The organism is Hydrogenophaga sp. (genome assembly GCF_048549895.1).
In the GTDB taxonomy this organism is placed as follows: Bacteria; Pseudomonadota; Gammaproteobacteria; order Burkholderiales; family Burkholderiaceae_C; genus Hydrogenophaga.
Genome location: NZ_JBLYYB010000123.1, coordinates 1 through 19,833, shown reverse-complemented (window position 1 = coordinate 19,833; position 19,833 = coordinate 1). Strand labels below are relative to the sequence as shown.

Annotated in this window: 15 protein-coding genes and 1 pseudogene; 7 read left to right on the top strand and 9 right to left on the bottom strand. The window is 65.9% G+C overall.

Annotated elements, in window-relative coordinates; genetic code table 11:
• The first annotated feature begins 43 nt into the window (after window positions 1–43).
• Together ACN4F8_RS12800 and ACN4F8_RS12795 are read left to right on the top strand one after the other, a co-directional pair.
• Entirely contained in the window at window positions 44–1,744 is a 1,701-nt protein-coding gene (locus ACN4F8_RS12800) for a GMC family oxidoreductase (RefSeq protein WP_419473939.1), read from the top strand.
• Window positions 1,689–1,988, top strand: coding sequence for an antibiotic biosynthesis monooxygenase family protein (locus ACN4F8_RS12795; protein ID WP_419473938.1), 300 nt, complete (start codon window positions 1,689–1,691; stop codon window positions 1,986–1,988). The genes ACN4F8_RS12800 and ACN4F8_RS12795 overlap by 56 nt, the downstream gene beginning before the upstream one ends.
• A 104-nt stretch (window positions 1,989–2,092) precedes the next feature.
• On the opposite strand, the gene rocF is transcribed toward ACN4F8_RS12795, so the two are convergent.
• On the bottom strand, window positions 2,093–3,010 hold the full coding sequence (gene rocF / locus ACN4F8_RS12790; RefSeq protein WP_419473937.1) for an arginase: 918 nt from the start codon (window positions 3,008–3,010) through the stop codon (window positions 2,093–2,095).
• A 213-nt stretch (window positions 3,011–3,223) separates the two neighbouring features.
• Here rocF and ACN4F8_RS12785 point away from each other — a divergent pair, with 213 nt between their 5' ends.
• Window positions 3,224–4,498 (top strand): hypothetical protein, encoded by a 1,275-nt coding sequence (locus ACN4F8_RS12785; RefSeq protein WP_419473936.1) that lies wholly within the window; start codon window positions 3,224–3,226, stop codon window positions 4,496–4,498.
• A gap of 140 nt (window positions 4,499–4,638) precedes the next feature.
• Complete coding sequence (locus ACN4F8_RS12780; RefSeq protein WP_419473935.1) at window positions 4,639–5,730, top strand: DUF6352 family protein; 1,092 nt, start codon at window positions 4,639–4,641, stop codon at window positions 5,728–5,730.
• On the opposite strand, the gene ACN4F8_RS12775 is transcribed toward ACN4F8_RS12780, so the two are convergent.
• The 6 genes from ACN4F8_RS12775 to ACN4F8_RS12750 all read right to left on the bottom strand — a co-directional run bounded on the left by ACN4F8_RS12775 (window position 5,727) and on the right by ACN4F8_RS12750 (window position 14,902).
• On the bottom strand, window positions 5,727–6,608 hold the full coding sequence (locus tag ACN4F8_RS12775) for a diacylglycerol/lipid kinase family protein (RefSeq protein WP_419473934.1): 882 nt from the start codon (window positions 6,606–6,608) through the stop codon (window positions 5,727–5,729). The two genes, ACN4F8_RS12780 and ACN4F8_RS12775, sit on opposite strands and share 4 nt — an antisense overlap.
• Before the next feature lie 31 nt (window positions 6,609–6,639).
• A complete protein-coding gene (gene icmF, locus ACN4F8_RS12770; protein WP_419473933.1) occupies window positions 6,640–10,020 on the bottom strand; it encodes a fused isobutyryl-CoA mutase/GTPase IcmF in 3,381 nt (1,126 codons plus the stop codon).
• Window positions 10,021–10,073: 53 nt separating this feature from the next.
• Window positions 10,074–10,964 (bottom strand): PPK2 family polyphosphate kinase, encoded by an 891-nt coding sequence (locus ACN4F8_RS12765; protein ID WP_419473932.1) that lies wholly within the window; start codon window positions 10,962–10,964, stop codon window positions 10,074–10,076.
• A gap of 136 nt (window positions 10,965–11,100) precedes the next feature.
• The gene (locus ACN4F8_RS12760; protein ID WP_419473931.1) at window positions 11,101–13,107 is read right to left on the bottom strand and encodes a TRAP transporter large permease; all 2,007 of its coding nucleotides are present in this window, start codon (window positions 13,105–13,107) and stop codon (window positions 11,101–11,103) included.
• On the bottom strand, window positions 13,104–13,724 hold the full coding sequence (locus tag ACN4F8_RS12755; protein ID WP_419473930.1) for a TRAP transporter small permease subunit: 621 nt from the start codon (window positions 13,722–13,724) through the stop codon (window positions 13,104–13,106). Before ACN4F8_RS12755 ends, ACN4F8_RS12760 begins: the two co-directional genes overlap by 4 nt.
• A gap of 59 nt (window positions 13,725–13,783) precedes the next feature.
• The gene (locus ACN4F8_RS12750; RefSeq protein WP_419473929.1) at window positions 13,784–14,902 is read right to left on the bottom strand and encodes a TRAP transporter substrate-binding protein; all 1,119 of its coding nucleotides are present in this window, start codon (window positions 14,900–14,902) and stop codon (window positions 13,784–13,786) included.
• Between the two features lie 236 nt (window positions 14,903–15,138).
• On the opposite strand from ACN4F8_RS12750, the pseudogene ACN4F8_RS12745 reads away from it, so the two are divergent.
• The 3 genes and pseudogenes from ACN4F8_RS12745 to cqsA form a co-directional block, all read left to right on the top strand.
• A pseudogene (locus ACN4F8_RS12745) lies at window positions 15,139–15,699 on the top strand (MBL fold metallo-hydrolase); the annotation flags it as partial.
• Between the two features lie 204 nt (window positions 15,700–15,903).
• A complete protein-coding gene (locus ACN4F8_RS12740) occupies window positions 15,904–16,323 on the top strand; it encodes a rhodanese-like domain-containing protein (RefSeq protein WP_419473957.1) in 420 nt (139 codons plus the stop codon).
• Window positions 16,324–16,476: 153 nt separating this feature from the next.
• A complete protein-coding gene (gene cqsA / locus ACN4F8_RS12735) occupies window positions 16,477–17,724 on the top strand; it encodes an alpha-hydroxyketone-type quorum-sensing autoinducer synthase (RefSeq protein WP_419473928.1) in 1,248 nt (415 codons plus the stop codon).
• Here the strand turns inward: cqsA and ACN4F8_RS12730 are convergent.
• Both ACN4F8_RS12730 and ACN4F8_RS12725 read right to left on the bottom strand, forming a co-directional pair.
• Window positions 17,712–18,698, bottom strand: a complete 987-nt coding sequence (locus ACN4F8_RS12730) for a response regulator (RefSeq protein ID WP_419473927.1) — start codon at window positions 18,696–18,698, stop codon at window positions 17,712–17,714. The two genes, cqsA and ACN4F8_RS12730, sit on opposite strands and share 13 nt — an antisense overlap.
• 7 nt (window positions 18,699–18,705) lie before the next feature.
• A partial coding sequence (locus ACN4F8_RS12725; RefSeq protein WP_419473926.1) for a sensor histidine kinase occupies window positions 18,706–19,833 on the bottom strand: 1,128 nt, incomplete at its 5' end.

Genomic DNA, 19,833 nt, shown 5'->3' with positions numbered 1-19,833 from the left:
TCGCGCACGGTTTGACGGGCGCCACACACGACGGAGACACCCCATGTTCGACTACATCATCGTTGGCGGCGGCTCGGCCGGCAGCGTGCTCGCTGGCCGCCTGAGCGAAGACCCCGCCATTCGCGTCGCCCTTATCGAAGCCGGCCCGCCCGACCACAGCGTGCTCATCCACTGCCCGGCGGGTCTGGCGGTGATCGCCAAGTTCGAAATGAACGGCTGGGGCTTCAACACCGTGCCGCAACCCGGTCTGAACGGGCGGCGTGGCTACCAGCCGCGCGGCAAGGTGCTGGGCGGCTCGAGCTCGATCAACGCCATGGTCTACGCGCGCGGCCACGCGGCCGACTACGACGGCTGGGTCGCGCAAGGCAACCCGGGCTGGTCGTACGCCGACGTGTTGCCGTACTTCAAGCGCGCCGAGCACAACGAGCGCGGCGCCGACGCGCTGCACGGCCAGGGCGGGCCGCTCAACGTGATGGACCTGCGCAGCCCCAACCCGTTTCTGGCATCGTTCATCGAAGCCGGGCAACAAGCGGGTTTGCGGCACAACACCGACTTCAACGGGCCTGAGCAGGAAGGCGTGGGCGCCTACCAGGTCACGCACAAGAATGGCGAGCGTTTCAGCGCCGCCAAGGCCTACCTCACGCCGCACCTGCAGCGGCCCAACCTGCAGGTGATCACGAACGCGCTGACCACCCGCGTGGTGATGGACACCACACAATGCCCGCCACGTGCGGTGGGGGTGGAGTTCCGCAGCAACGGCGGGCGCGGGCCCATGCAGATCCTGCGATTGAAAGACGGTGGCGAGGTGGTGCTGAGTGCGGGCGCATTCGGCTCGCCGCAGTTGCTCATGCTCTCCGGCGTGGGGCCAGCGGCTCATCTGCGCGAACACGGCATCACCCCGGTGCTGGACCTGCCGGGCGTGGGCGCGAACCTTCACGACCATGTGGACGTGGTGATCGTGGTCAATGCGCCGAAGGTCAAAGACCTGCTCGGTCTCACACCGGGTGGTTTGTGGAAAGCCGTGCGCGGCATCTTCGAGTGGCGGCGCCAGCGCAGCGGCATGCTCACCACCAACTTCGCAGAGGCTGGTGGCTTCATCAAGAGTTCGCCCGTTGAGCCCATCCCTGATTTGCAACTGCACTTTGTGGTGGGCAAGCTGGTGGACCACGGGCGCAAGTCGGTGCTGGGCCACGGTTATTCGTGCCACGTGTGCCTGCTGCGGCCCAAGAGCCGGGGCAACCTGCGCCTGGCGAGCGCCGACCCGCAGGTGGCACCGCTCATCGACCCCGCGTTTCTGCAAGACCCCGACGACACCGCGCGCCTGGTGCGCGGCTTTCAGGTGATGCGCCGCCTGTTGCAACAGCCGGCGCTCACGCGGCACGGTGGCACCGAATCGGCCACCTCGGTGCTGGCCCAGAGCGATGCGCAGATCGAGCAGTTCGTGCGCAACCACGCCGACACCATCTACCACCCGGTGGGCACGTGTCGCATGGGGCCTGGACCCATGGACGTGGTGGACGCGCGGCTGCGGGTCCACGGCGTGGCCGGCTTGCGGGTGGTGGATGCGTCGGTGATGCCCACCGTGGTGGGTGGCAACACCAACGCGCCGGTGATCATGATGGCCGAGAAGGCCGTCGATATGATCGTCGGCGACCGCCTTGCCACCTCAACACCTCAGGAGCACCACCATGATTCTCGAACACGCGGATATCCGCATCGATCCCCTCAAGAGCTCGGCGTTTGAAGAGGCCATCCTGCGCGGCGTGACCACGGTCGTTGCGCACGCGAAGGGCTTCAAGGGCTACAAGGTCAACCGCAGCGTCGAGACACCGGGCCGCTACCTGTTGATGATTTACTGGGACACGCTCGAAGACCACACCGTGGGCTTTCGCGGCTCCGACTTGTTCGCCCAGTGGCGCGCCATCGTCGGTCCGTTCTTCGCCCAACCGCCGGTGGTTGAACACCTCGAACTCGTGGGCAAGAGCTGAAGCTTCCGGCATGCGTGTCTTGACCAAGAATGCCGTGGAACCGGCTTTGCCGGGCCACAGGCATTGCCCCCTGGGGGGTGACGCGCGCAGCGCGGCGCGGGGGGTTACCCTTGTCTCATCAGCGTGGACTTGCCGAACAGGCTTTCGATCAGGTCCACCGCCAGTTCCGCCGTGCGGTTGCGCACGTCCAGCGCCGGGTTGAGTTCCATCACGTCCATGGACGCCAGCCGCCCGGTGTCGGCAATCATCTCCATGCACAGCTGCGCTTCGCGGTAGGTGGGACCGCCTGGCACGGTGGTGCCCACGCCGGGCGCGATGTCGGGGTCGAGAAAGTCCACGTCGAAGCTCACGTGCAGGTGGGTGTTGTCGTCCATGCCGGCGAGCGCCTGCTCCATGGTGTGGCGCATGCCCATTTCGTCGATGTAGCGCATGTCGAACACCTCCAGCCCCGCCTCGTGCACCAAGCGTTTTTCGCCCGCGTCCACGCTGCGGATGCCGATCTGGCGCACCACACTCGCATCAATCGCGGGCGTGGTGCCGCCGATGCCGGTGAGCAGCGCCGGACCAAAGCCGCACAGCAGGGCCACCGGCATGCCGTGGATGTTGCCGCTGGGGGTGAGGGCGGCGGTGTTGAAGTCGGCGTGGGCGTCGAGCCACAACACGCGCAGCTGTTTGCCACTGGCGCGGCAGTGGCGCGCCACCGCGCTGATGGAGCCCAGGCCCAGGCAGTGGTCGCCACCTAGCACGATCGGCATGCGGCCCAGCGCCAGTTCGGCGTGCACGGCGTGGTGCAGGGTTTCGTTCCACGCCGCCACCTCGGGCAGGTGGCGGTAACCCTCGGTGGGCGGTTGCCAGGGGTTGGGCGGTCCACTCAGGTTGCCGCGATCGATCACGTTCAGGCCGTGGCCTTCGAGCACGGTGGCGAGGCCCGCCACACGCAGGGCTTCCGGGCCCATGGAGGCGCCGCGCGCGCCAGCGCCGATGTCGGTGGGCACGCCGATGAGGCTGATGTGTTTTTGCATGGCACCATTCTCCTTGAGATGGCGCGCGCCGGTGGTGCGTATCCGTTGGTATGAGCTGTGTCCGGATGCCGAGCGCCCTCGCGTGTGCTGGCCGGGCGCTGGCGTGTCCCGAGCGAGCTGTCCCGGTTACATCGGCAAACCTCCTGTCGCACTGGCGATCGGCGCGTCACCCAGACTGCGTTGCTCATCCCTGCAACACGAGCCAACTTTCCCATGAACATGCCCAGTCTTTCCATCTGTTTGTTCACCGCAGCCCTTGGGCTGAGTGCCTGTGGTGGTGGAGGCGATGGCGCGGAGGCCGCTGGGGCTGCGCCCGCCGTGAGTCCGCCGCCGGGCGCAGCTGCAGCGCCTGTGGTGCCTGCGGTGCCCGCCGGCGGGACGGCATGCGACGCGGCCGCAGGCCGCGTGCTCAATGTGGGGGCCGGCCAGACCTACGCCGTGCCCAGCGCCGCCGCCGCCGTGGCGCGCGACGGTGATGTGATCCGCATCGCGGCTGCCGACTACCGGGGCGATGTGGCGACCTGGCGCAACAACAACCTCACCATCTGCGGCGTCGGTGGCCGGGCGCGCCTGTTTGCCGACGGCAACAGCGCCGGCGGCAAGGGCATCTGGGTGGTGGCGGGTTCCAACATCACCGTGGACAACATCGAGTTCCGCAACGCCCGGGTGGCCGATCGCAACGGGGCGGGTATTCGCGCCGAGCATGTGGGTTGGCTGCGCGTGCGCAACAGCGGCTTTTTCGACAACGAGAACGGCATCCTGACGAACAACACGGCGGGCACCAGCCTCGTCATCGAAGGCTCGGAATTCGCGCGCAGCGTGGTGACCGGTGGCCTGGGGCACAACCTCTACGTGGGCAGTATCGACAGTCTCTCGGTGACAGGCAGCTATTTCCATGAAGCCACGGTGGGGCACAACCTCAAGACCCGTGCGCGCGAGTCGGTCATCGAGAACAGCTATTTCATGGACGGGCCTGCTGGCCGCTCCAGTTATCTGGCGGACTTTCCCAACGGCGGACGAGTGGTGTTGCGCGGCAACCTGTTTCACAAAGGACCGCTGGCCGAGAACCCCAGCGCCATCGCCTATGGCGCCGAGGGGTTGACCCACACCACCAACACGCTGGAACTCACGCACAACACCGTGGCGATCACCCGATCTGCCGGGGCCTTTCTGTCCATCCGCACCGGCACCCAGTCGGTGGTGCTCAGGGCCAACCTCTTCGCCGGCACCGGCAACCAGGCGCTGATGGTGGGGACCTACGCCAGCGGCAACGCCGTGCAGACGGGCAATGTGAACGGTCTGGCCAGCCAGATTCCCGGCGCCACCAACATCACCAGCCCGAACTTCTGGCCCAACACCGCTTTGCAGGCTTCCCTGGCCCTGGGCAGTGTGCTGGACGCCTCTTATGTGCGCGATGCGCCCAGGCCGTTCCAGTTGCGTGCCATCAGCGGCGCGCGCAGGGCGGGGGCCCTGCAGTCGGCCCCTTGAGGCTGATGGACACGGCCAACCGAGCCGGCCCGGTGTGGCGGCCCTTCACGCGCGCGGACATGTGCCTGTGAACGACAATGCAGGCCCCCTGTGTTCCTGCCAAACCCACCCACGCCGCCCACGCGCCGCGGGCACCTGCCATGCCTTCCCAAGCTTCTCCCCTGTGGACCCCCTGCGGCTTTGACCACCTGACGCGCAACCCGCGCGGCTGGCTGGTGCCGACCGACGACTACTGGCGCCTGTGGCTGCAGCGGCCGGAGCTGGCCCTGGTCGAAGAATCGTGCGCCGCCGAGCAGGCGTTGCACGCCTCGCTCATGGACACACCCACACGCGCGGTGGCGCAGCGCGAACTCGACGCGTTTGAAGACGCCGACGCACGCGCCAACCACCGCCTGTTCCTCGGTTTTCGTGACGCGGTGATCGCGGCCGGTTCGTTGGAGGCGGCTTATGCCGGGTTTTTCAAGGCCGACTCGGTGCAGATGCCGCCGCTGTTCCTCGACTTGGTGGTGCAGGCCCTGGTGTGCAACCTGCTGGACGGCGTGGATGGCTCGGATGGCGCCTGGCAGTGGCGCGCGGCCGAGATGCTGTTTCGCCGCCAGCGCGTGCGCGTGCAGGACGGGCGTGTGCTCAGCGGCGACAGCGAGGTGCTGGACATGCTCAACGAGACCGGTGGTCTCGGTGCGGTGGGCCGGCTGCTCATGCAGAGCGGTGCGGCCATTCCCGAGGTGAACATCGAGGTGCTGGGCGACGACAACGCCGCGCGCTACCTGCAGAGCCGCGCCGGCAACGGGCGTTTCAACTTCGTGCTCGACCTCACCCACGAGGTCCAGCGCGAGCTCTCGCACGGCCTCACGCTCACCATGAACCGCTCGCAGTCGGGCCTGAAGGCGCTGGCGCTGGTGCTGCAGAAATGGGTGTTGCACTTCCACGGCGTGGTGGTGCAGGTGCAGCCCGAGGCGCGTGTGGATGACGAGGCCTGGCGCTGGCACCTGGGGCTGGACGCCGAATCCACCGCCCTGCTCAACGACCTGTACCGCGGCGTTGACGTGGCGCCCGAGCGCCAGCAGCGCCTGATCAGCCTGTTCCGCCTGACGTTTGACGACCCGCAGCACATGCAGCTTGATGTGCGCGGCAAGCCGGTGTACCTGGGGCTGGCCATGAACGCCGAGGGCCTGCTGAAGATCAAGCCGCAGAACCTGCTGCTGAATCTGCCGCTGGCGGCCTCGGCCTAAATGCCCACCACCGCCAGCGCACCCGGCAACACGCTCAACTTCAGCTGCCGCGCGTAGCCGAGGAATTCACCGTCGGCCGCCAGCGGCAGGTCGGGGTCGCTGTTCACCGTGAGGGTGTCGAACGCCCGTGTGCTGATGCGGCTGTGGCCCAGGTGCGTGCCGGTGAGCAGGCGCGGCAGCATGGCCAGCGCGCCCAGGCGGCTGAACTCCCCGGCCAGCAGCAGGTTGAGCAGGCCGTCGTTGGTGCGCGCGGCCGGCGTGGCCGGCATGCCGCTGCCGAAGGTGGGCGTGTTCAGGCTGGAGGCAAACAGGGCCGGGCCGCTGTGCAGGTGTTTGCCGTTGGCCGTGACGTCCAGCCGCCAGGTTTGCAGGTGGGCCAGTTCGGCCAGCGTGGCCCACAGGTAGCGCGGCAGGCCGTTGAGCCAGCGCGGCCCGCTCAGGGTGCGCAACACCACCGCCGAGTCAAAACCGGCGGTGAAGCTGGAGAGAAACAGCACCCGGTACCCGCGCCCCTGCGGGTCCACCCACTCGGCGCAGCCCACGTCCATCGGGCGCGGGTCGGCGTTGAGGGCATGCACCAGCGAGGCCAGCGGTGCGCGGCCGTGCAGACCGAGCGAACGCGCCACGTCGTTGCCACTGCCCATGGGTACCACGCCGAGTTCGAGGTCGTTGTGCAGCAGCGCGGGCAACCAGCGGTTGAGCGTGCCGTCGCCGCCCACCGCCACGACCCGGCTGCCCATGGGAAAACCCTGCAGCAAGGCCAGCGCATCCACCAGATCGCGCGGGGCGTGCAGCACCACATCGGGCGGGAGGGCGGCCTGCAGCGTGGGCAACAAGGCCGCCGCCCGCCCGCCCTGGGCATGCGGGTTGAGCAGCACGCAGCGCTGCGCCCCCGCTCTCACAGGGGGCTCACATGTTGCGGCGGTACTGGCCGCCCACCTCGAACAAGGCCGAGGTGATCTGGCCCAGCGAGCACACACGCACGGCCTGCATCAGCACCTCGAACACGTTGCCGTTTTCGATCACCGCCTGCTTCAGGCGTTGCAGCATGGCGGGCGACTCGTCGGCGTGCCTGGTGTGGAACTCGGCGAGGCGTTTGAGCTGGCTTTGTTTTTCGTCGTCGGTCGAGCGGGCCAGCTCCAGCGTGTCGGGTGTCACGTCGCCGTGCGGGTTGCGGAAGGTGTTCACACCCACGATCGGGTACTCGCCCGTGTGCTTGAGCATCTCGTAGTGCATGGACTCGTCCTGGATCTTGCCGCGCTGGTAGCCGGTTTCCATGGCGCCCAGCACGCCGCCGCGCTCGGCGATCTTCTCGAACTCCTGCAGCACCGCTTCTTCCACCAGCTCGGTGAGCTCGTCGATGATGAAGGCGCCCTGGTTGGGGTTCTCGTTTTTCGCCAGACCCCATTCGCGGTTGATGATGAGCTGGATCGCCATCGCGCGGCGCACCGAGTCTTCGGTGGGTGTGGTGATGGCCTCGTCGAACGCATTCGTGTGCAGGCTGTTGCAGTTGTCGTACACGGCGATCAGCGCCTGCAGCGTGGTGCGGATGTCGTTGAACTGGATCTCCTGCGCGTGCAGGCTTCGGCCGCTGGTCTGCACGTGGTACTTGAGTTTCTGGCTGCGCTCGTTCGCACCATAGCGGTCGCGCATCGCCACCGCCCAAATGCGGCGCGCCACGCGGCCGAGCACGGTGTACTCCGGGTCCATGCCGTTGCTGAAGAAGAACGACAGGTTGGGCGCGAAGTCGTCAATGTGCATGCCGCGCGCCAGGTACGCCTCCACGAATGTGAAACCGTTGGAGAGCGTGAACGCGAGCTGGCTGATCGGGTTGGCGCCGGCCTCGGCGATGTGATAGCCCGAGATGCTCACCGAGTAGAAGTTGCGCACGTCGTGGTGCACGAAGTACTCGGCGATGTCGCCCATCACCTTGAGCGAGAACTCGGTGGAGAAGATGCAGGTGTTCTGGCCCTGGTCTTCTTTCAGGATGTCGGCCTGCACCGTGCCGCGCACGTTGGCCAGCACCCATTCGCGGATCTTGGCGGCTTCGGTGTCGGTGGGCGCGCGGCCGTTCTCGGCTTCAAACTTCTCCAGGTTCTGGTCGATCGCAGTGTTCATGAACATCGCCAGGATGCTGGGCGCCGGGCCGTTGATGGTCATGGAGACCGAGGTGGCCGGGTGGCACAAATCGAAGCCGCCGTACAGCACCTTCATGTCGTCCAGCGTGGCGATGCTCACACCCGAGTTGCCCACCTTGCCGTAGATGTCGGGGCGCGGGTCGGGGTCGTTGCCGTAGAGCGTGACCGAGTCGAACGCAGTGGACAGGCGCTTGGCCGGTGTGCCGGCCGAGAGCAGCTTGAAGCGTGTGTTGGTGCGAAACGCATCGCCTTCACCGGCGAACATGCGGGTGGGGTCTTCGCCTTCGCGCTTGAAGGCGAAGGTGCCGGCGGTGTACGGGAAGCTGCCGGGCACGTTGTCGAGCATCAGCCACTTCAGGATTTCGCCGTGGTCCTCGTACTTCGGCAGCGCCACCTTGCGGATGGTGGTGCCCGAGAGGCTTTGGGTGGTGAGCGCGGTGCGGATTTCCTTGTCGCGGATCTTCACCACGTACTCGTCACCCGCATAAGCCTTCTGCATGTCGGGCCACTGGGTCAGCAGCTTGCGGGCTGCCGGGTCCTGGTCGAGTTCACGCACCTGGGCCAGGTCGATCACGGCCTCGGCGGCGCGCGAGCGCTCGGGTTTCTCCACCCGCAGCATGGTCGCGCTGGCGGTGAGCTGCTGGATTTCGCGCGCCAGCCGCGCCTGTTCGATCGCCTTCTTTTTGTAGCCGCGCACCGTGTCGCTGATCTCGGCCAAATAGCGGGTGCGCGCCGGCGGCACGATGGGCGTCTGGTTGGTGCTGTGACGCACCTTGGCGATGGGCAAGCGACCTTCCTTGAGCGGCAGGCCGAGTTCGATCAGCCGGGCTTTGAGGCCCTGGTAGAGCGCGGTCACGCCGTCGTCGTTGAAGCGTGCGGCCATGGTGCCGTAGACCGGCATCTGGTCGGGCGGTGTGCTCCAGGCTTCCTGGTTGCGCTGCACTTGTTTGGACACATCGCGCAGGGCGTCGAGCGAGCCCTTGCGGTCGAACTTGTTGATGGCCACAAACGCGGCGAAGTCGAGCATGTCGATCTTCTCCAACTGACTGGCCGCGCCGAACTCGGGCGTCATCACGTACATGGGCACATCGACGTGCGGCACGATGGCCGCGTCGCCCTGGCCGATGCCCGAGGTCTCGACCACGATGAGGTCGAAGCCGGCGCACTTGCACGCCGCGATCACGTCGGGCAGGGCGGCGCTGATCTCGCTGCCGAAGTCGCGCGTGGCCAGGCTGCGCATGAAAACCCGTTGACCAGAATCCTCCGTTCGGGCTGAGCCTGTCGAAGCCTCGTCCAAGGTGTTGGTGAGCCCTTCGACAGGCTCAGGGCGAACGGGAGTGTTGGTGCGCCAGGGTCCGATCGCGTTCATGCGGATGCGGTCGCCCAACAAGGCGCCGCCGCTCTTGCGGCGCGACGGGTCGATGGAGATGACGGCCACGCGCAGGCTGTCGTCCTGGTCCAGGCGCAGGCGGCGGATGAGTTCGTCGGTGAGCGAGGACTTGCCCGCGCCGCCGGTGCCGGTGATGCCGAGCACGGGCACCTTCTTCGTCTTGGCCTGTTCGCGCAACGCGTTCACGATGGCTTTGTCGGCGTTGCCGTTTTCCAGCACCGTGATGAGCTGCGCCAGCGCGCGCCAGTTCATTTCGCCCTGGCCTTCAATGGCGGCCAGCGACGTCGGTGCATACGGGCTCAGGTCGCGGTCGCAGCGCATCACCATCTCGCCGATCATGCCGGCCAGGCCCATCTTCTGGCCGTCTTCCGGGCTGTAGATGCGTGTCACGCCATAGTCTTGCAGCTCGCGGATTTCGCTCGGCACGATCACGCCGCCACCGCCGCCGAACACCTGGATGTGTTCGCCACCGCGGCTCTTGAGCAGGTCCACCATGTACTTGAAGTACTCGACGTGGCCGCCCTGGTAGGAACTGATCGCGATGCCTTGTGCGTCTTCTTGCAGCGCGGCTGTGACCACCTCGTCCACCGAGCGGTTGTGACCCAGGTGGATCACCTCGGCGCCCATGCCTTGCAGGATGCGCCGCATGATGTTGATGGCCGCGTCGTGGCCGTCGAACAGGCTGGCGGCGGTGACGAAGCGCACCTTGTGCGTGGGACGGTAGTTGGCCAGGGCCTGGTATTCGGCGGCGAGGTTGCTCATGGTCTGTCTCTCTGTCGGTGGCGAAAAGTCGGTGCCTGAAAACGGGCTTGAACTCAGGCGATCTTCAGCCCAGTCAGCTTCGGGTCTTCGGGGGGAAAGCGCAAGTCAAGCGACTTGAGCGTGTCGCGCACGATGGTGGCGATCATCAGGTTGCGGTGGGTCTTGGAATCGGCGGGCACCACGGTCCATGGGGCCCAGGGGGTGCTGGTGGCGTTCAGAAACGCTTCGTAGGCGCTCTGGTAGTCGTCCCACTGCTTGCGCACGTCAAGGTCACCCAGGCTGAATTTCCAGTGTTTCTCCGGGTCGTCCACACGCTCCTGCAAGCGCTCGCGTTGTTCGTCCTTGCCGATGTGCAACATGAACTTGAGGATCACCGTGCCGGTCTCGGCCAGCAGGCGCTCGAAATCCTTGATGTGCTCGTAGCGCTGCAGCGTCTGTTGCGGCGTGATCCAGCCATTGACCACCGGCACCAGCACGTCTTCGTAGTGGCTGCGGTTGAAGATCATCATTTCGCCCGCGCCGGGGGTCTTCTGGTGCACGCGCCAGAGATAGTCGTGATCGCGCTCGGCTTCGGTGGGTGCTTTCCAGCCCACGGTGTGCACGCCCAGCGGACTGGTGCGCGCGAACACGCCGCGCACCGTGCCGTCCTTGCCCGAGGTGTCGGTGCCTTGCAGCACCACCAGCAGCTTGTAGCGGCCGTCGGCGTAGAACAGGTTCTGCAGCGCATCGAGTTCGTCGGCGAGGGTGGCCACGGCCGCCTGGTCTGCGGCCTTGTTGCCCACGGAGAACGGTTTGGCGTCGGGCTTGAACGACTTGAGCGAGACACCCTTGGCCTTCTTGGCGCCGCTGTCGGGCGCCACCTGCCAGTCTTGCCAGGCGCTGCCCTTGCTGGCCAGGATGGCCCGCGCCGGGAAGGGCAGGGTGGCGTCGTTTGGGCTGGGCATGGGGTCTCCGTTCGTTGCTCGGGTGCGGTTGGGCGGGCCCGTTTGATTGACGTTTACGTAAACGTAATGTTAACGCTTCCAAACAAAAAAGGGGCGCTTGCGCGCCCCTGATCTCCTGTGGTTCTCGCCCGCTGGATCAGCGGTAGAGCACCTGGGGCAGCCACAGGCCAATGGCGGGGAACTGGTACAGCAGCACGATGGCCAGGATCTGGATGCCCATGAACGGCAGCATGCCGGCAAAGATCTGGTTCAGCGTGACGTGTTTCGGCGCCACGCCCTTCAGGTAGAACGCGCTCATGGCCACCGGTGGGCTCAGGAAGGCGGTCTGCAGGTTCAGTGCCACCAGCAGGCCGAAGAACAGCGGGTCAACCCCGAAGTTGTCCAGCAGCGGGATGAAGATGGGCATGAAGATCACGATGATCTCGGTCCACTCCAGCGGCCAGCCCAGGATGAAGATCAGCACTTGCGACAGGATCAGGAACTCCGTCTTGGACAGGTTCATGCTCAGCACCCAGGTCTCCACCAGTTCCTGTCCGCCCAGCAGCGCAAACGCCGCCGAGAAGATGGCCGAGCCCACGAACAGCCAGCACACCATGGCGCTGGTCTTGGCCGTGAGGAACACGCTTTCCTTGATCACGCCGAAGGTGAGTTGCCGGTAAGCCGCCGCCAGCAGGAAGCCGCCGAACGCACCGACCGCCGCCGCCTCCGTGGGCGTGGCCAGGCCGAACACGATCGAACCCAGCACCGACAGGATGAGCACCAGCAACGGGAAGAAGCTGGAGAGCAGCATCTTGAAGACTTCGAGTCGGGTGAAGCTCAGGATGGCGTAGAAGATCACCAGCGCCAGCAAGCCCACGGCCAGTCCGATCCAGAAGCTCATGGAGGCGGGCTTGGTGGTGGCTGCGGGCTCGGCGGCTGCTGCTGCGGGCGCAGCGGCAGCGGGTTCGGCCACGGCATCGGGTGCCGCACCTGCCGCTGGGGCTTCTTTCTCGGCACCGGGCGGCTCGGCCGCGGCGTCAGCCTGGGCGCCGGGTGGCTCGGCCACTGCGCCGTCGGACGGCGGTGCGGCGAGTCCGCCTTCTTCGGCTTCGGGTTCGGCCAGGCCACCTTCGTCGGTGTTCTCGTCCACGGTGGAGCCTGCGCCCATGGGCTGCAGCTCTTCGTAGGTTTCCACCGGCACCACGGTGGTGGCGCTCTGGTAACTGGCGAATGCGACGGCAGCAAACAGGATGGCTGGCAGCAGGGCGATGCCCAGTTGGCCCAACAGGTACTTGCTGGACACGTCCTGGTTGCGTTTGCCGTTCAGCGCCTTGATCAGGCTGGGCACAGCCGAGCGTTCGCCGGTGGCGCCGATGGCCGTCAGCGGTGCCGGCAGGGGCACGAAACGCTGTGCTGCGGTGAGCGGGGGAGCCCAGGCCGGCTTGATCTTGGCCATGACGATCACGTACAGGATGTACAGACCGGCCAGCATGATGCCGGGGAAAAACGCGCCAGCGTAAAGCTGCACCACCGACACGCCGGCGGTGGCGCCGTAGACGATCAGCAGCACCGAGGGCGGAATCAGGATGCCCAGGCAGCCGCCGGCGGTGATGACACCGGCCGACAGGCGCACGTCGTAGCCGGCGCGCAGCATCTGCGGCAGGGCCAGCAAGCCCATGAGCGTGACGACCGCGCCCACGATGCCGGTGGCGGTGGCAAACACCGCACACGTCACCAGCGTGGCCACGCCCAGCGAACCGGGCACGCGGGCCAAAGCCAGATGCAGGCTGCGGAACAGCTTGTCGATCAGGTTGGCGCGTTCAACGAGGTAACCCATGAACACGAACAGCGGGATCGAGATCAGCACGTCGTTGCCCATCACCGAGAACGCGCGCTGCACCATCAGGTCCAGCGTCTGTTGCATGGCGCCTGCGGCTGTCTGTGTGCCGGAGTGGTAGGCGAAAAACGCAAACATCATGCCCATGCCCATGAGGGTGAAGGCGGTCGGGAAGCCCAGCATGATGGCGACCACCACCAGCGAGAGCATGAGCAGGCCGTAGTGGCCGTTGGTCATGGTGTCCACGCTGAACACCATGGTGAGCGCGGCGCCGCCGATGAGGGCCATCAGCGAGAAGCCGAACCAGAGTTCCTTGCGAATCTTCATGGCTGGCCGCCTTTCTTCACGACGAGGCTGTCCAGCGCTTCAATGTCAGCGTCTTTCACGTGCACCATTTCCTTGAGTTTTTCGACGTCCACTTCTTCCACATCCTGCGCGCGCTTGGGCCATTCGCCGGTTTGCAGACACATGATGCAGCGGATGATTTCCACGATGCCCTGCAAGAGCAGGAAGGCGCCGGCAATCGGCACCACGAATTTGAACGGGTAGACCGGCAGCGGGTCGGCGTTGAAGGTTTGCTCGCGGATGGCGAGCGACTCGTTGGCGAAAAACCAGCCGGCGTAGGTCAGGGCGATGATGCCGGGCAAAAAGAAGACGATGTACAGGGCAAGGTCCCAACCGGCTTGTGTGCGCGGGCTGAAGAAGCCGTAGAGCACGTCACCGCGGACGTGGCCGCTCTTGGCCAGCGTGTAGGCACCGGCGCTCATGAAGAGCACGCCGTACAACATGATCTGGGCGTCGAGCACCCAGGCGTGGGGGTTGTTGAGCACGTAGCGGGAAAAAACTTCCCAGGTGATCAACAGAGTGAGCCCGATGACGGTCCAGGCGCACGCCTTGCCGAACCAGGTCGACAGGCTGTCAACGGCCAGTAATAGTTTTTGCATGTGAATTTCCAGAAACAGAAAGGGGCGCCCGCAGGCGCCCCGAGTTAAGCGAAGCCCGATCAGGACTTCTTGGCGCCTTTGCCAAAGTAGTGGTTGTACGCCATCTTGAAGTCGACCACGTAGTCGTTCTGCCACTGGCCCGCGCGCTGGGCGAATGCCTTTTGCGATTCCAGCACCTTGCGGAAGATCGCGTTGTCCGTGCCCTTCTTGGCAATGGTCTTGTCCCAGGCTTCGAGCTGCGCGCGCAGGATCGCGTCGGGGGTCTTGTAGAACTTCACGCCTTGTTTCTTCAGCTCGATGTAGTCCTGCGAGTTGCGCTGGATGGCTTTCCAGCTCATGTCGGCGCTGGCCGCTTGAGCGGCGTAGTCGACGATGGACTTCAGCTCGGCCGGCAGGGCGTTGAGCTTGGTCTTGTTGAACAGGATCTCGAACTGCTCGCCCGACTGGTGGAAGCTTTGCAGCATGCAGTTCTTCACCACATCGGGGAAGCCCAGCAGGCGGTCCGAGGACGCGTTGTTGAACTCGGCTGCGTCGATCAGGCCGCGGTCGAGCGCAGGCACGATCTCGCCACCGGGCAGCGGGTTCACGGCGGTGCCCATTTCGGTGAACACGTCAACGGCCAGACCCACGGTGCGGAACTTCAGACCCTTCATGTCGGCCACTTTGGCCACGGGCTTCTTGAACCAGCCCAGCGGTTGCGTGGGCATGGGGCCGTACAGGTAGGAGACCACGTCCAGGTTCAGGCTGGCGTAGATCTCTTCCAGCAGGGCCTTGCCGCCGCCGTAGTTGTGCCAGGCCAGAACCATGTTGGGGTCCATGCCGAATGCAGGGCCGGAACCCCACAGGGCCAGCGCCGAGTTCTTGCCGTAGTGGTAAGCCACCACGCCATGGCCGCCGTCCAGCGTGCCTTTGGCCACGGCTTCGAGCAGCTGGAAAGCGGGGACCACGGAGCCCGATGGCAGCACTTCGATCTTGAGCTTGCCGCCGGCCATGTCGTTGACCTTCTTGGCGAAGTCCTGGGCGTACTCGTGGAAGATGTCCTTCGAGGGCCAGGTGCTCTGGAAGCGCAGCGACGTGGTCTGTGCAGTGGCGATCATCGGCACCGACATGGCGCCTGCCGCGACTGCCGCGCCTTTGAGCATGCCGCGGCGTGAAGTCACGGTTTTTTTGTCTGACATGGGTTTTTCTCCAGTCTGGGTTGAGGGTTGTGCATCATGCGGCTCAAAGGACCATCCCTCCGACAGGGTTTTCACCGACCATCATCCGTTCGATGGATGCTGTTCACATCGCTCGGTCGAAACTGAAAACTAAACGGTTCCAATCGACTTGTCGAACAGCCATGGCTGTTGGACATTTCCGGGGCGATGCCCCCTTCGGTGACGGGGTGTAAGCCCGTTGCAAGGAAAGCGTAGGCATGCTAACCAACATGAGAGGTGTCCAGCGGATGAGCCGCGTCAGTGGCATGCTCCGGATGATGAAACCGATCCAGCTCTTCGATGCCGCGTCCAGCACCTTCACCTATGTGCTGTTCGACCAGATCACCCGCGACGCCTTGATCATCGACCCGGTCGATGAGCAGATCGAGCGCGACCTCGCCGTGCTGCGCGAGTACGGACTGAAACTGGTCTGGACGGTGGAAACCCACGCACACGCGGACCACATCACCAGCGCCGGGAAGCTGGCAGAGCTGGCGGGTGCCAAGACGGCGGCGCCGCTGGGCTGCGACATCGGCACCGCCGGCGTGCAGCTGGCGCACGGCGACACGCTCAACTTTGGTGGCGAGGTGCTGCGTGCACTGCACACGCCCGGCCACACCGCCGGCAGTATGAGCCTGGTCTGGCGACACCATGTGTTCACCGGTGACACGCTGCTCATCGGCGGTTGCGGGCGCACCGACTTCCAGTCGGGCAGTGCAAAAGACCTGTACCACAGCATCACCCAGGTGCTGTTCGACCTGCCGGACGACACCACCGTGTGGCCGGGGCACGATTACCACGGGCGCCACCACTCCACCATCGGCGTGGAAAAGACACACAACGAGCGCGTGGCTGGCAAGAGCGAGGCCGAGTTCATCGCGCTCATGGAGTCGCTCAACCTGCCCAAGCCACGGCGCATCGACGAAGCCGTGCCGGCCAACCGGATGTCTGGCCTGCGCCACGACGCGGGTGGCGTGTTGCTCATGGAGCTGCGGCCTGCGGCCGGTCCGCACCGCGGCAGCTACGCAGGCGACGTGACACCGCAGCTGGCCTGGCAGTGGGTGCAGGCCGGCGTGGCGGTGCTGGTGGATGTGCGCACCGATGCCGAGCGCGAGTGGGTGGGCTTCGTGCCCGGCGCGGTGCCGGTGCCCTGGAAACAATGGCCCGGCATGGCGATGAACCCCGATTTCGATGCCCAGGTGCGCCAGGCGGCGGGTGGCAAGAAGGTGGTGCTGTTGTGCCGCAGCGGCGTGCGCTCCATCGCTGCGGCCAAACGCGCCACCGAACTCGGTCTGGAGGCCTACAACATCCTCGAAGGTTTCGAGGGCGATCCCGATGCACACGCGCACCGCGGACAGCACGGCGGCTGGCGCCGGCACGGCCTGCCCTGGCGGCAGAACTGAAACCGGTGTGGTCGGCGGGAGACCGTTGGTCGCGTCGCTTGCACGAAATTTGAGAAAAAAGCCTCACAACCCCTGTCAGGGCTGACAGGGTTCGTGCGGTTCGTCACGGTTTTGTTTTTTCAATGGGGTTTTCCATTCCATAAGGATTGCTCCATGACGCCGTTGGCCTGCACCCGTGAGAAAGCACCCTCGAGCCCGCCGATCTCCGCCCATCTGGCCGGGCGCATCCAGCGCGAGTTCACCACCCGCTGGGACACACTGTGGAGCGGACGCTCACTGCTGCACGGTCGCGAAGCGGGTTGCGGCGCGGTGCGGCTCAACGGCAACGACTACCTGAGCCTCACCGGTCATGCCGACATCGTTCAGGCCCAGACGCTGGCGATCAAGACCGACGCCGAGTTCGTCATCCAGTCGGGTGTGTTCCTGCTCGACGAACACCCCGCACGCAAGCTCGAACTCAAGCTCGCCCGCATGCTCGGTCAGGAAGACGGCCTGATCTGCCAGTCGGGCTACGCCGCCAACCTGGGCCTGCTGCAGTCGATCGCGGATGAGAAGACCGTGATCTACATGGACTCGCTGGCCCACACCTCGCTGTGGGAAGGCGCGCGCCGTGCCGGCGCCACCACCCACCCGTTCCGCCACAACGATGCCGGGCACCTGGAGCGCCTGGTGCAGCGCCACGGTGCCGGTGTGATCGTGGTCGATTCGATCTACAGCACCACCGGGGCGGTGGCGCCCCTGGTGCAGGTGGTGGAGGTGGCTGAGCGCTGGGGCTGCATGACGCTGGTGGACGAATCGCATTCGCTGGGCACACACGGGCCACAGGGAGCGGGTCTGTGCGCCGAGCTCGGCCTGAGCCACCGCGTGCACTTCATCACCGCCAGCCTGGCCAAGGCGTTTGCCGGCCGCGCCGGTTTCCTGAGCCTGCCGGCGGCCATGCGCAACTACGTGCTGAGCACCAGCTACCCCAACATGTTCAGCTCGTGCCTGCTCCCGCACGAGATTGCCGCGCTGGACGCCACGCTGGAGGTGATTCGCCGCAGCGACATCGAACGCGCCCGCTTGCAGGCCCACACGCGCCAGCTGCGCGGCATGCTCAGCGACCTGGGTTACCCGATCCACCAAGGCACGGAGCAGATCATTGCCCTGGAAGCCGGCACCGAACCGGCCACCATGGTGCTGCGCGACCTGCTGGAAGAGCGCGATGTGTTCGGCGCGGTGTTCTGCGCGCCGGCCACCAGCCGCAACCGCACCATGGTGCGGCTCACGCTGCACGCCGCGCTCACCGAGGCCGAACTCGACCACGTGGCCACCGTGGCACGCGAAGTGGCTCCCCTGGTCAAGCCGTGGGACTGGCCGATCGCCCGGCGCGCCCGCGCGGCCAGCGCTCAGTTGTCCTGAACGCTGCGGTGGCCTTCGGCGTCCAGAAAGCGCCGGTAGCCGTAGATGGGTTGGGGCAGGTCGGCGGTGTCCAGCGAGAACACGGCCGCCGTGACCAGCTTGTCGTCGCCCAATGCGAAGGCGGGTGCCGTGCGCACCGGCCCGCTCAGACTGAGCTGCTGGTGCAGTTCCACCGCTGCCAGTTGATGGCCTGCCTGCACCGCGCGCACCACGTCGAAGCCCAGCCCGACCGAGCCGGAGAGCTCGGCCAGGTCGTGCAGGCTGCTGGTGGGCTCCAGTTGCAGCCAGTGCGCATCACCAGCGCCATCCAGCCCGATCAGACCAAAGGGCTCGCCGAGCACCGCGTACTCGACCCAGTTCTGGCTGGTGAAGTCCTGCAGGGCCCGGGCAATCGACGGGATCTGGAGCAGCGATTGCTGCGACGGCTGCAGCGCGCCACGCCACAGCGTGTTCAGGCGCGGGTGGGGCGCGTGCATGAGCTTGCGCAAGACCCCCATGAGGTGGCGGGTGATGTCGGTCGTCTGCTTGGGCACGAACTGGTCGATCAGGCCGTTGTTGAAGGCCTGGATGGCGATCTGCTCGTCGGCCTGGCCGGTGAGCAGGACGCGCGAGCCTGGCCAGTCGAGCAGGGTGTTGAGCACCTTGAGACCGTCGGTGCCCGGCATGGCGTAGTCGACCACGCAGGTTTTGACCAGTTGGTAGCGCGCCGGGTTCACCGCCCAGTAACGCAAGACCTGCGGCAGCAAAGGCTGCCCCTGGCGCCAGCGCTCGATCATTTGCAACTGCGTCATGGCGTCGGCTTCCCACCGGGCCGGCTCCTGCTGCATGCGCTGCGCAAAGCCCGATGGCCGCGAAAACAGCTCCACCTGCCAGTGCGTCGGGATCACCATGCCCAGCATGTCGAGGTAGTCGGTGTCGTCGTCGAGGAACAGAATGCTGCCGGGACGGTGAAAGAGGGGGATCGTCAGTGCCATCGGGTCGTCAGCGGGGGGAAGAAGGGGTCGAGAGATTCGGTTGGTGGATCGGCAGATCGATCATGAAGACAGCGCCCAGGCCGGGTTCGGAATGCACGCTGAGGCTGCCCTGCGCCGTCTCCACCACGTTCTTGCAGAACGTCAGGCCCAGGCCGTTGCCGGCACCCGCCAGCGTGGAGAAGAACGGTTCGAAGATTCTCGTCTGCTGTTCATGGGCAATGCCGATTCCGTCGTCAGATACTGCAATGCGGCCCTTGCCGTGGTGCACGCCCACGTCCAGCCGCAGGTCACCCGGGCTCGGGGCATTGCTGGCCGAAGCCAGCGCATGCAGTGCGTTTTTCATCAGGTTGGTCAGCACCTGCGAGAACAGCTGGCGGGATGCCACGAAGTGAAAGTCCTGCTGGATGTGCACCTGGACACAATCCCGCTCCCGGGATGAACGGTAGGGGTAGTGCAGCACCACGTCCTGCACCAGCTCGGCCGCGCGGATGGAGGACGTGTCCCGGGGCAGGCGCATCAGCTGCGCGTTCGATATCTGGGTGTCGATCTGCCGGTTCATGCTGCGCACCAGGTTCTGCAGGCGGGTGGCCAGCTCGTCGAAGCGCTTCTGCTTGGCCTCCGGCAGGTCGTGCTGGGACAGGTTGCGCAGCACATCGCCCATCAGGTTGACGGTGGCCAGCGGCGTGCGCAACTCGTGCGCCATCACGCCCATGGTGCTCAGCGTGTTGATCAGGCGCGTGCGCCGCAGGTTGGCGCTGGACGCGCCCAGCATCATCGCAGCGCCCCAGGCAAACGCCAGCACCACCAGGTTGTCGGCCTGCATGGCTTCCCCGGTGAGTGGCACCCCCAGCAGGTGCGTCAGCCCCAGACTCAGGCCCACGCCGCAGACCACGCCCAGGGTGGCCAGGCGCCAATCGGTGAGGTGGTAGTAAATGACCACCATGCAGGACACGCTGGCCAGCCAGACGTCGTTGCCGCCGTTGAGCCAGTACATCCACGAGAAAAACATGGGCAACTGAAGCCAGCTCGACACGGAAAATATCCAGATGGTGGCCTGCGACGTGAGATCGCGGTTGAACATGCCGATCAGCAGCGGGATGCCCAGGCACGCCATGGCCAGGCGCGTGGGCAGGCT

Bases quoted from the DNA above. Each gene is read 5' to 3' on its own strand.
- ACN4F8_RS12800 (WP_419473939.1), top strand. From the start codon at position 44: ATGTTCGACTACATCATCGTTGGCGGCGGCTCGGCCGGCAGCGTGCTC.
- ACN4F8_RS12795 (WP_419473938.1), top strand. From the start codon at position 1,689: ATGATTCTCGAACACGCGGATATCCGCATCGATCCCCTCAAGAGCTCG.
- rocF (WP_419473937.1), bottom strand. From the start codon at position 3,010: ATGCAAAAACACATCAGCCTCATCGGCGTGCCCACCGACATCGGCGCT.
- ACN4F8_RS12785 (WP_419473936.1), top strand. From the start codon at position 3,224: ATGAACATGCCCAGTCTTTCCATCTGTTTGTTCACCGCAGCCCTTGGG.
- ACN4F8_RS12780 (WP_419473935.1), top strand. From the start codon at position 4,639: ATGCCTTCCCAAGCTTCTCCCCTGTGGACCCCCTGCGGCTTTGACCAC.
- icmF (WP_419473933.1), bottom strand. From the start codon at position 10,020: ATGAGCAACCTCGCCGCCGAATACCAGGCCCTGGCCAACTACCGTCCC.
- ACN4F8_RS12765 (WP_419473932.1), bottom strand. From the start codon at position 10,964: ATGCCCAGCCCAAACGACGCCACCCTGCCCTTCCCGGCGCGGGCCATC.
- ACN4F8_RS12760 (WP_419473931.1), bottom strand. From the start codon at position 13,107: ATGAAGATTCGCAAGGAACTCTGGTTCGGCTTCTCGCTGATGGCCCTC.
- ACN4F8_RS12755 (WP_419473930.1), bottom strand. From the start codon at position 13,724: ATGCAAAAACTATTACTGGCCGTTGACAGCCTGTCGACCTGGTTCGGC.
- ACN4F8_RS12750 (WP_419473929.1), bottom strand. From the start codon at position 14,902: ATGTCAGACAAAAAAACCGTGACTTCACGCCGCGGCATGCTCAAAGGC.
- ACN4F8_RS12740 (WP_419473957.1), top strand. From the start codon at position 15,904: ATGGAGCTGCGGCCTGCGGCCGGTCCGCACCGCGGCAGCTACGCAGGC.
- cqsA (WP_419473928.1), top strand. From the start codon at position 16,477: ATGACGCCGTTGGCCTGCACCCGTGAGAAAGCACCCTCGAGCCCGCCG.
- ACN4F8_RS12730 (WP_419473927.1), bottom strand. From the start codon at position 18,698: ATGGCACTGACGATCCCCCTCTTTCACCGTCCCGGCAGCATTCTGTTC.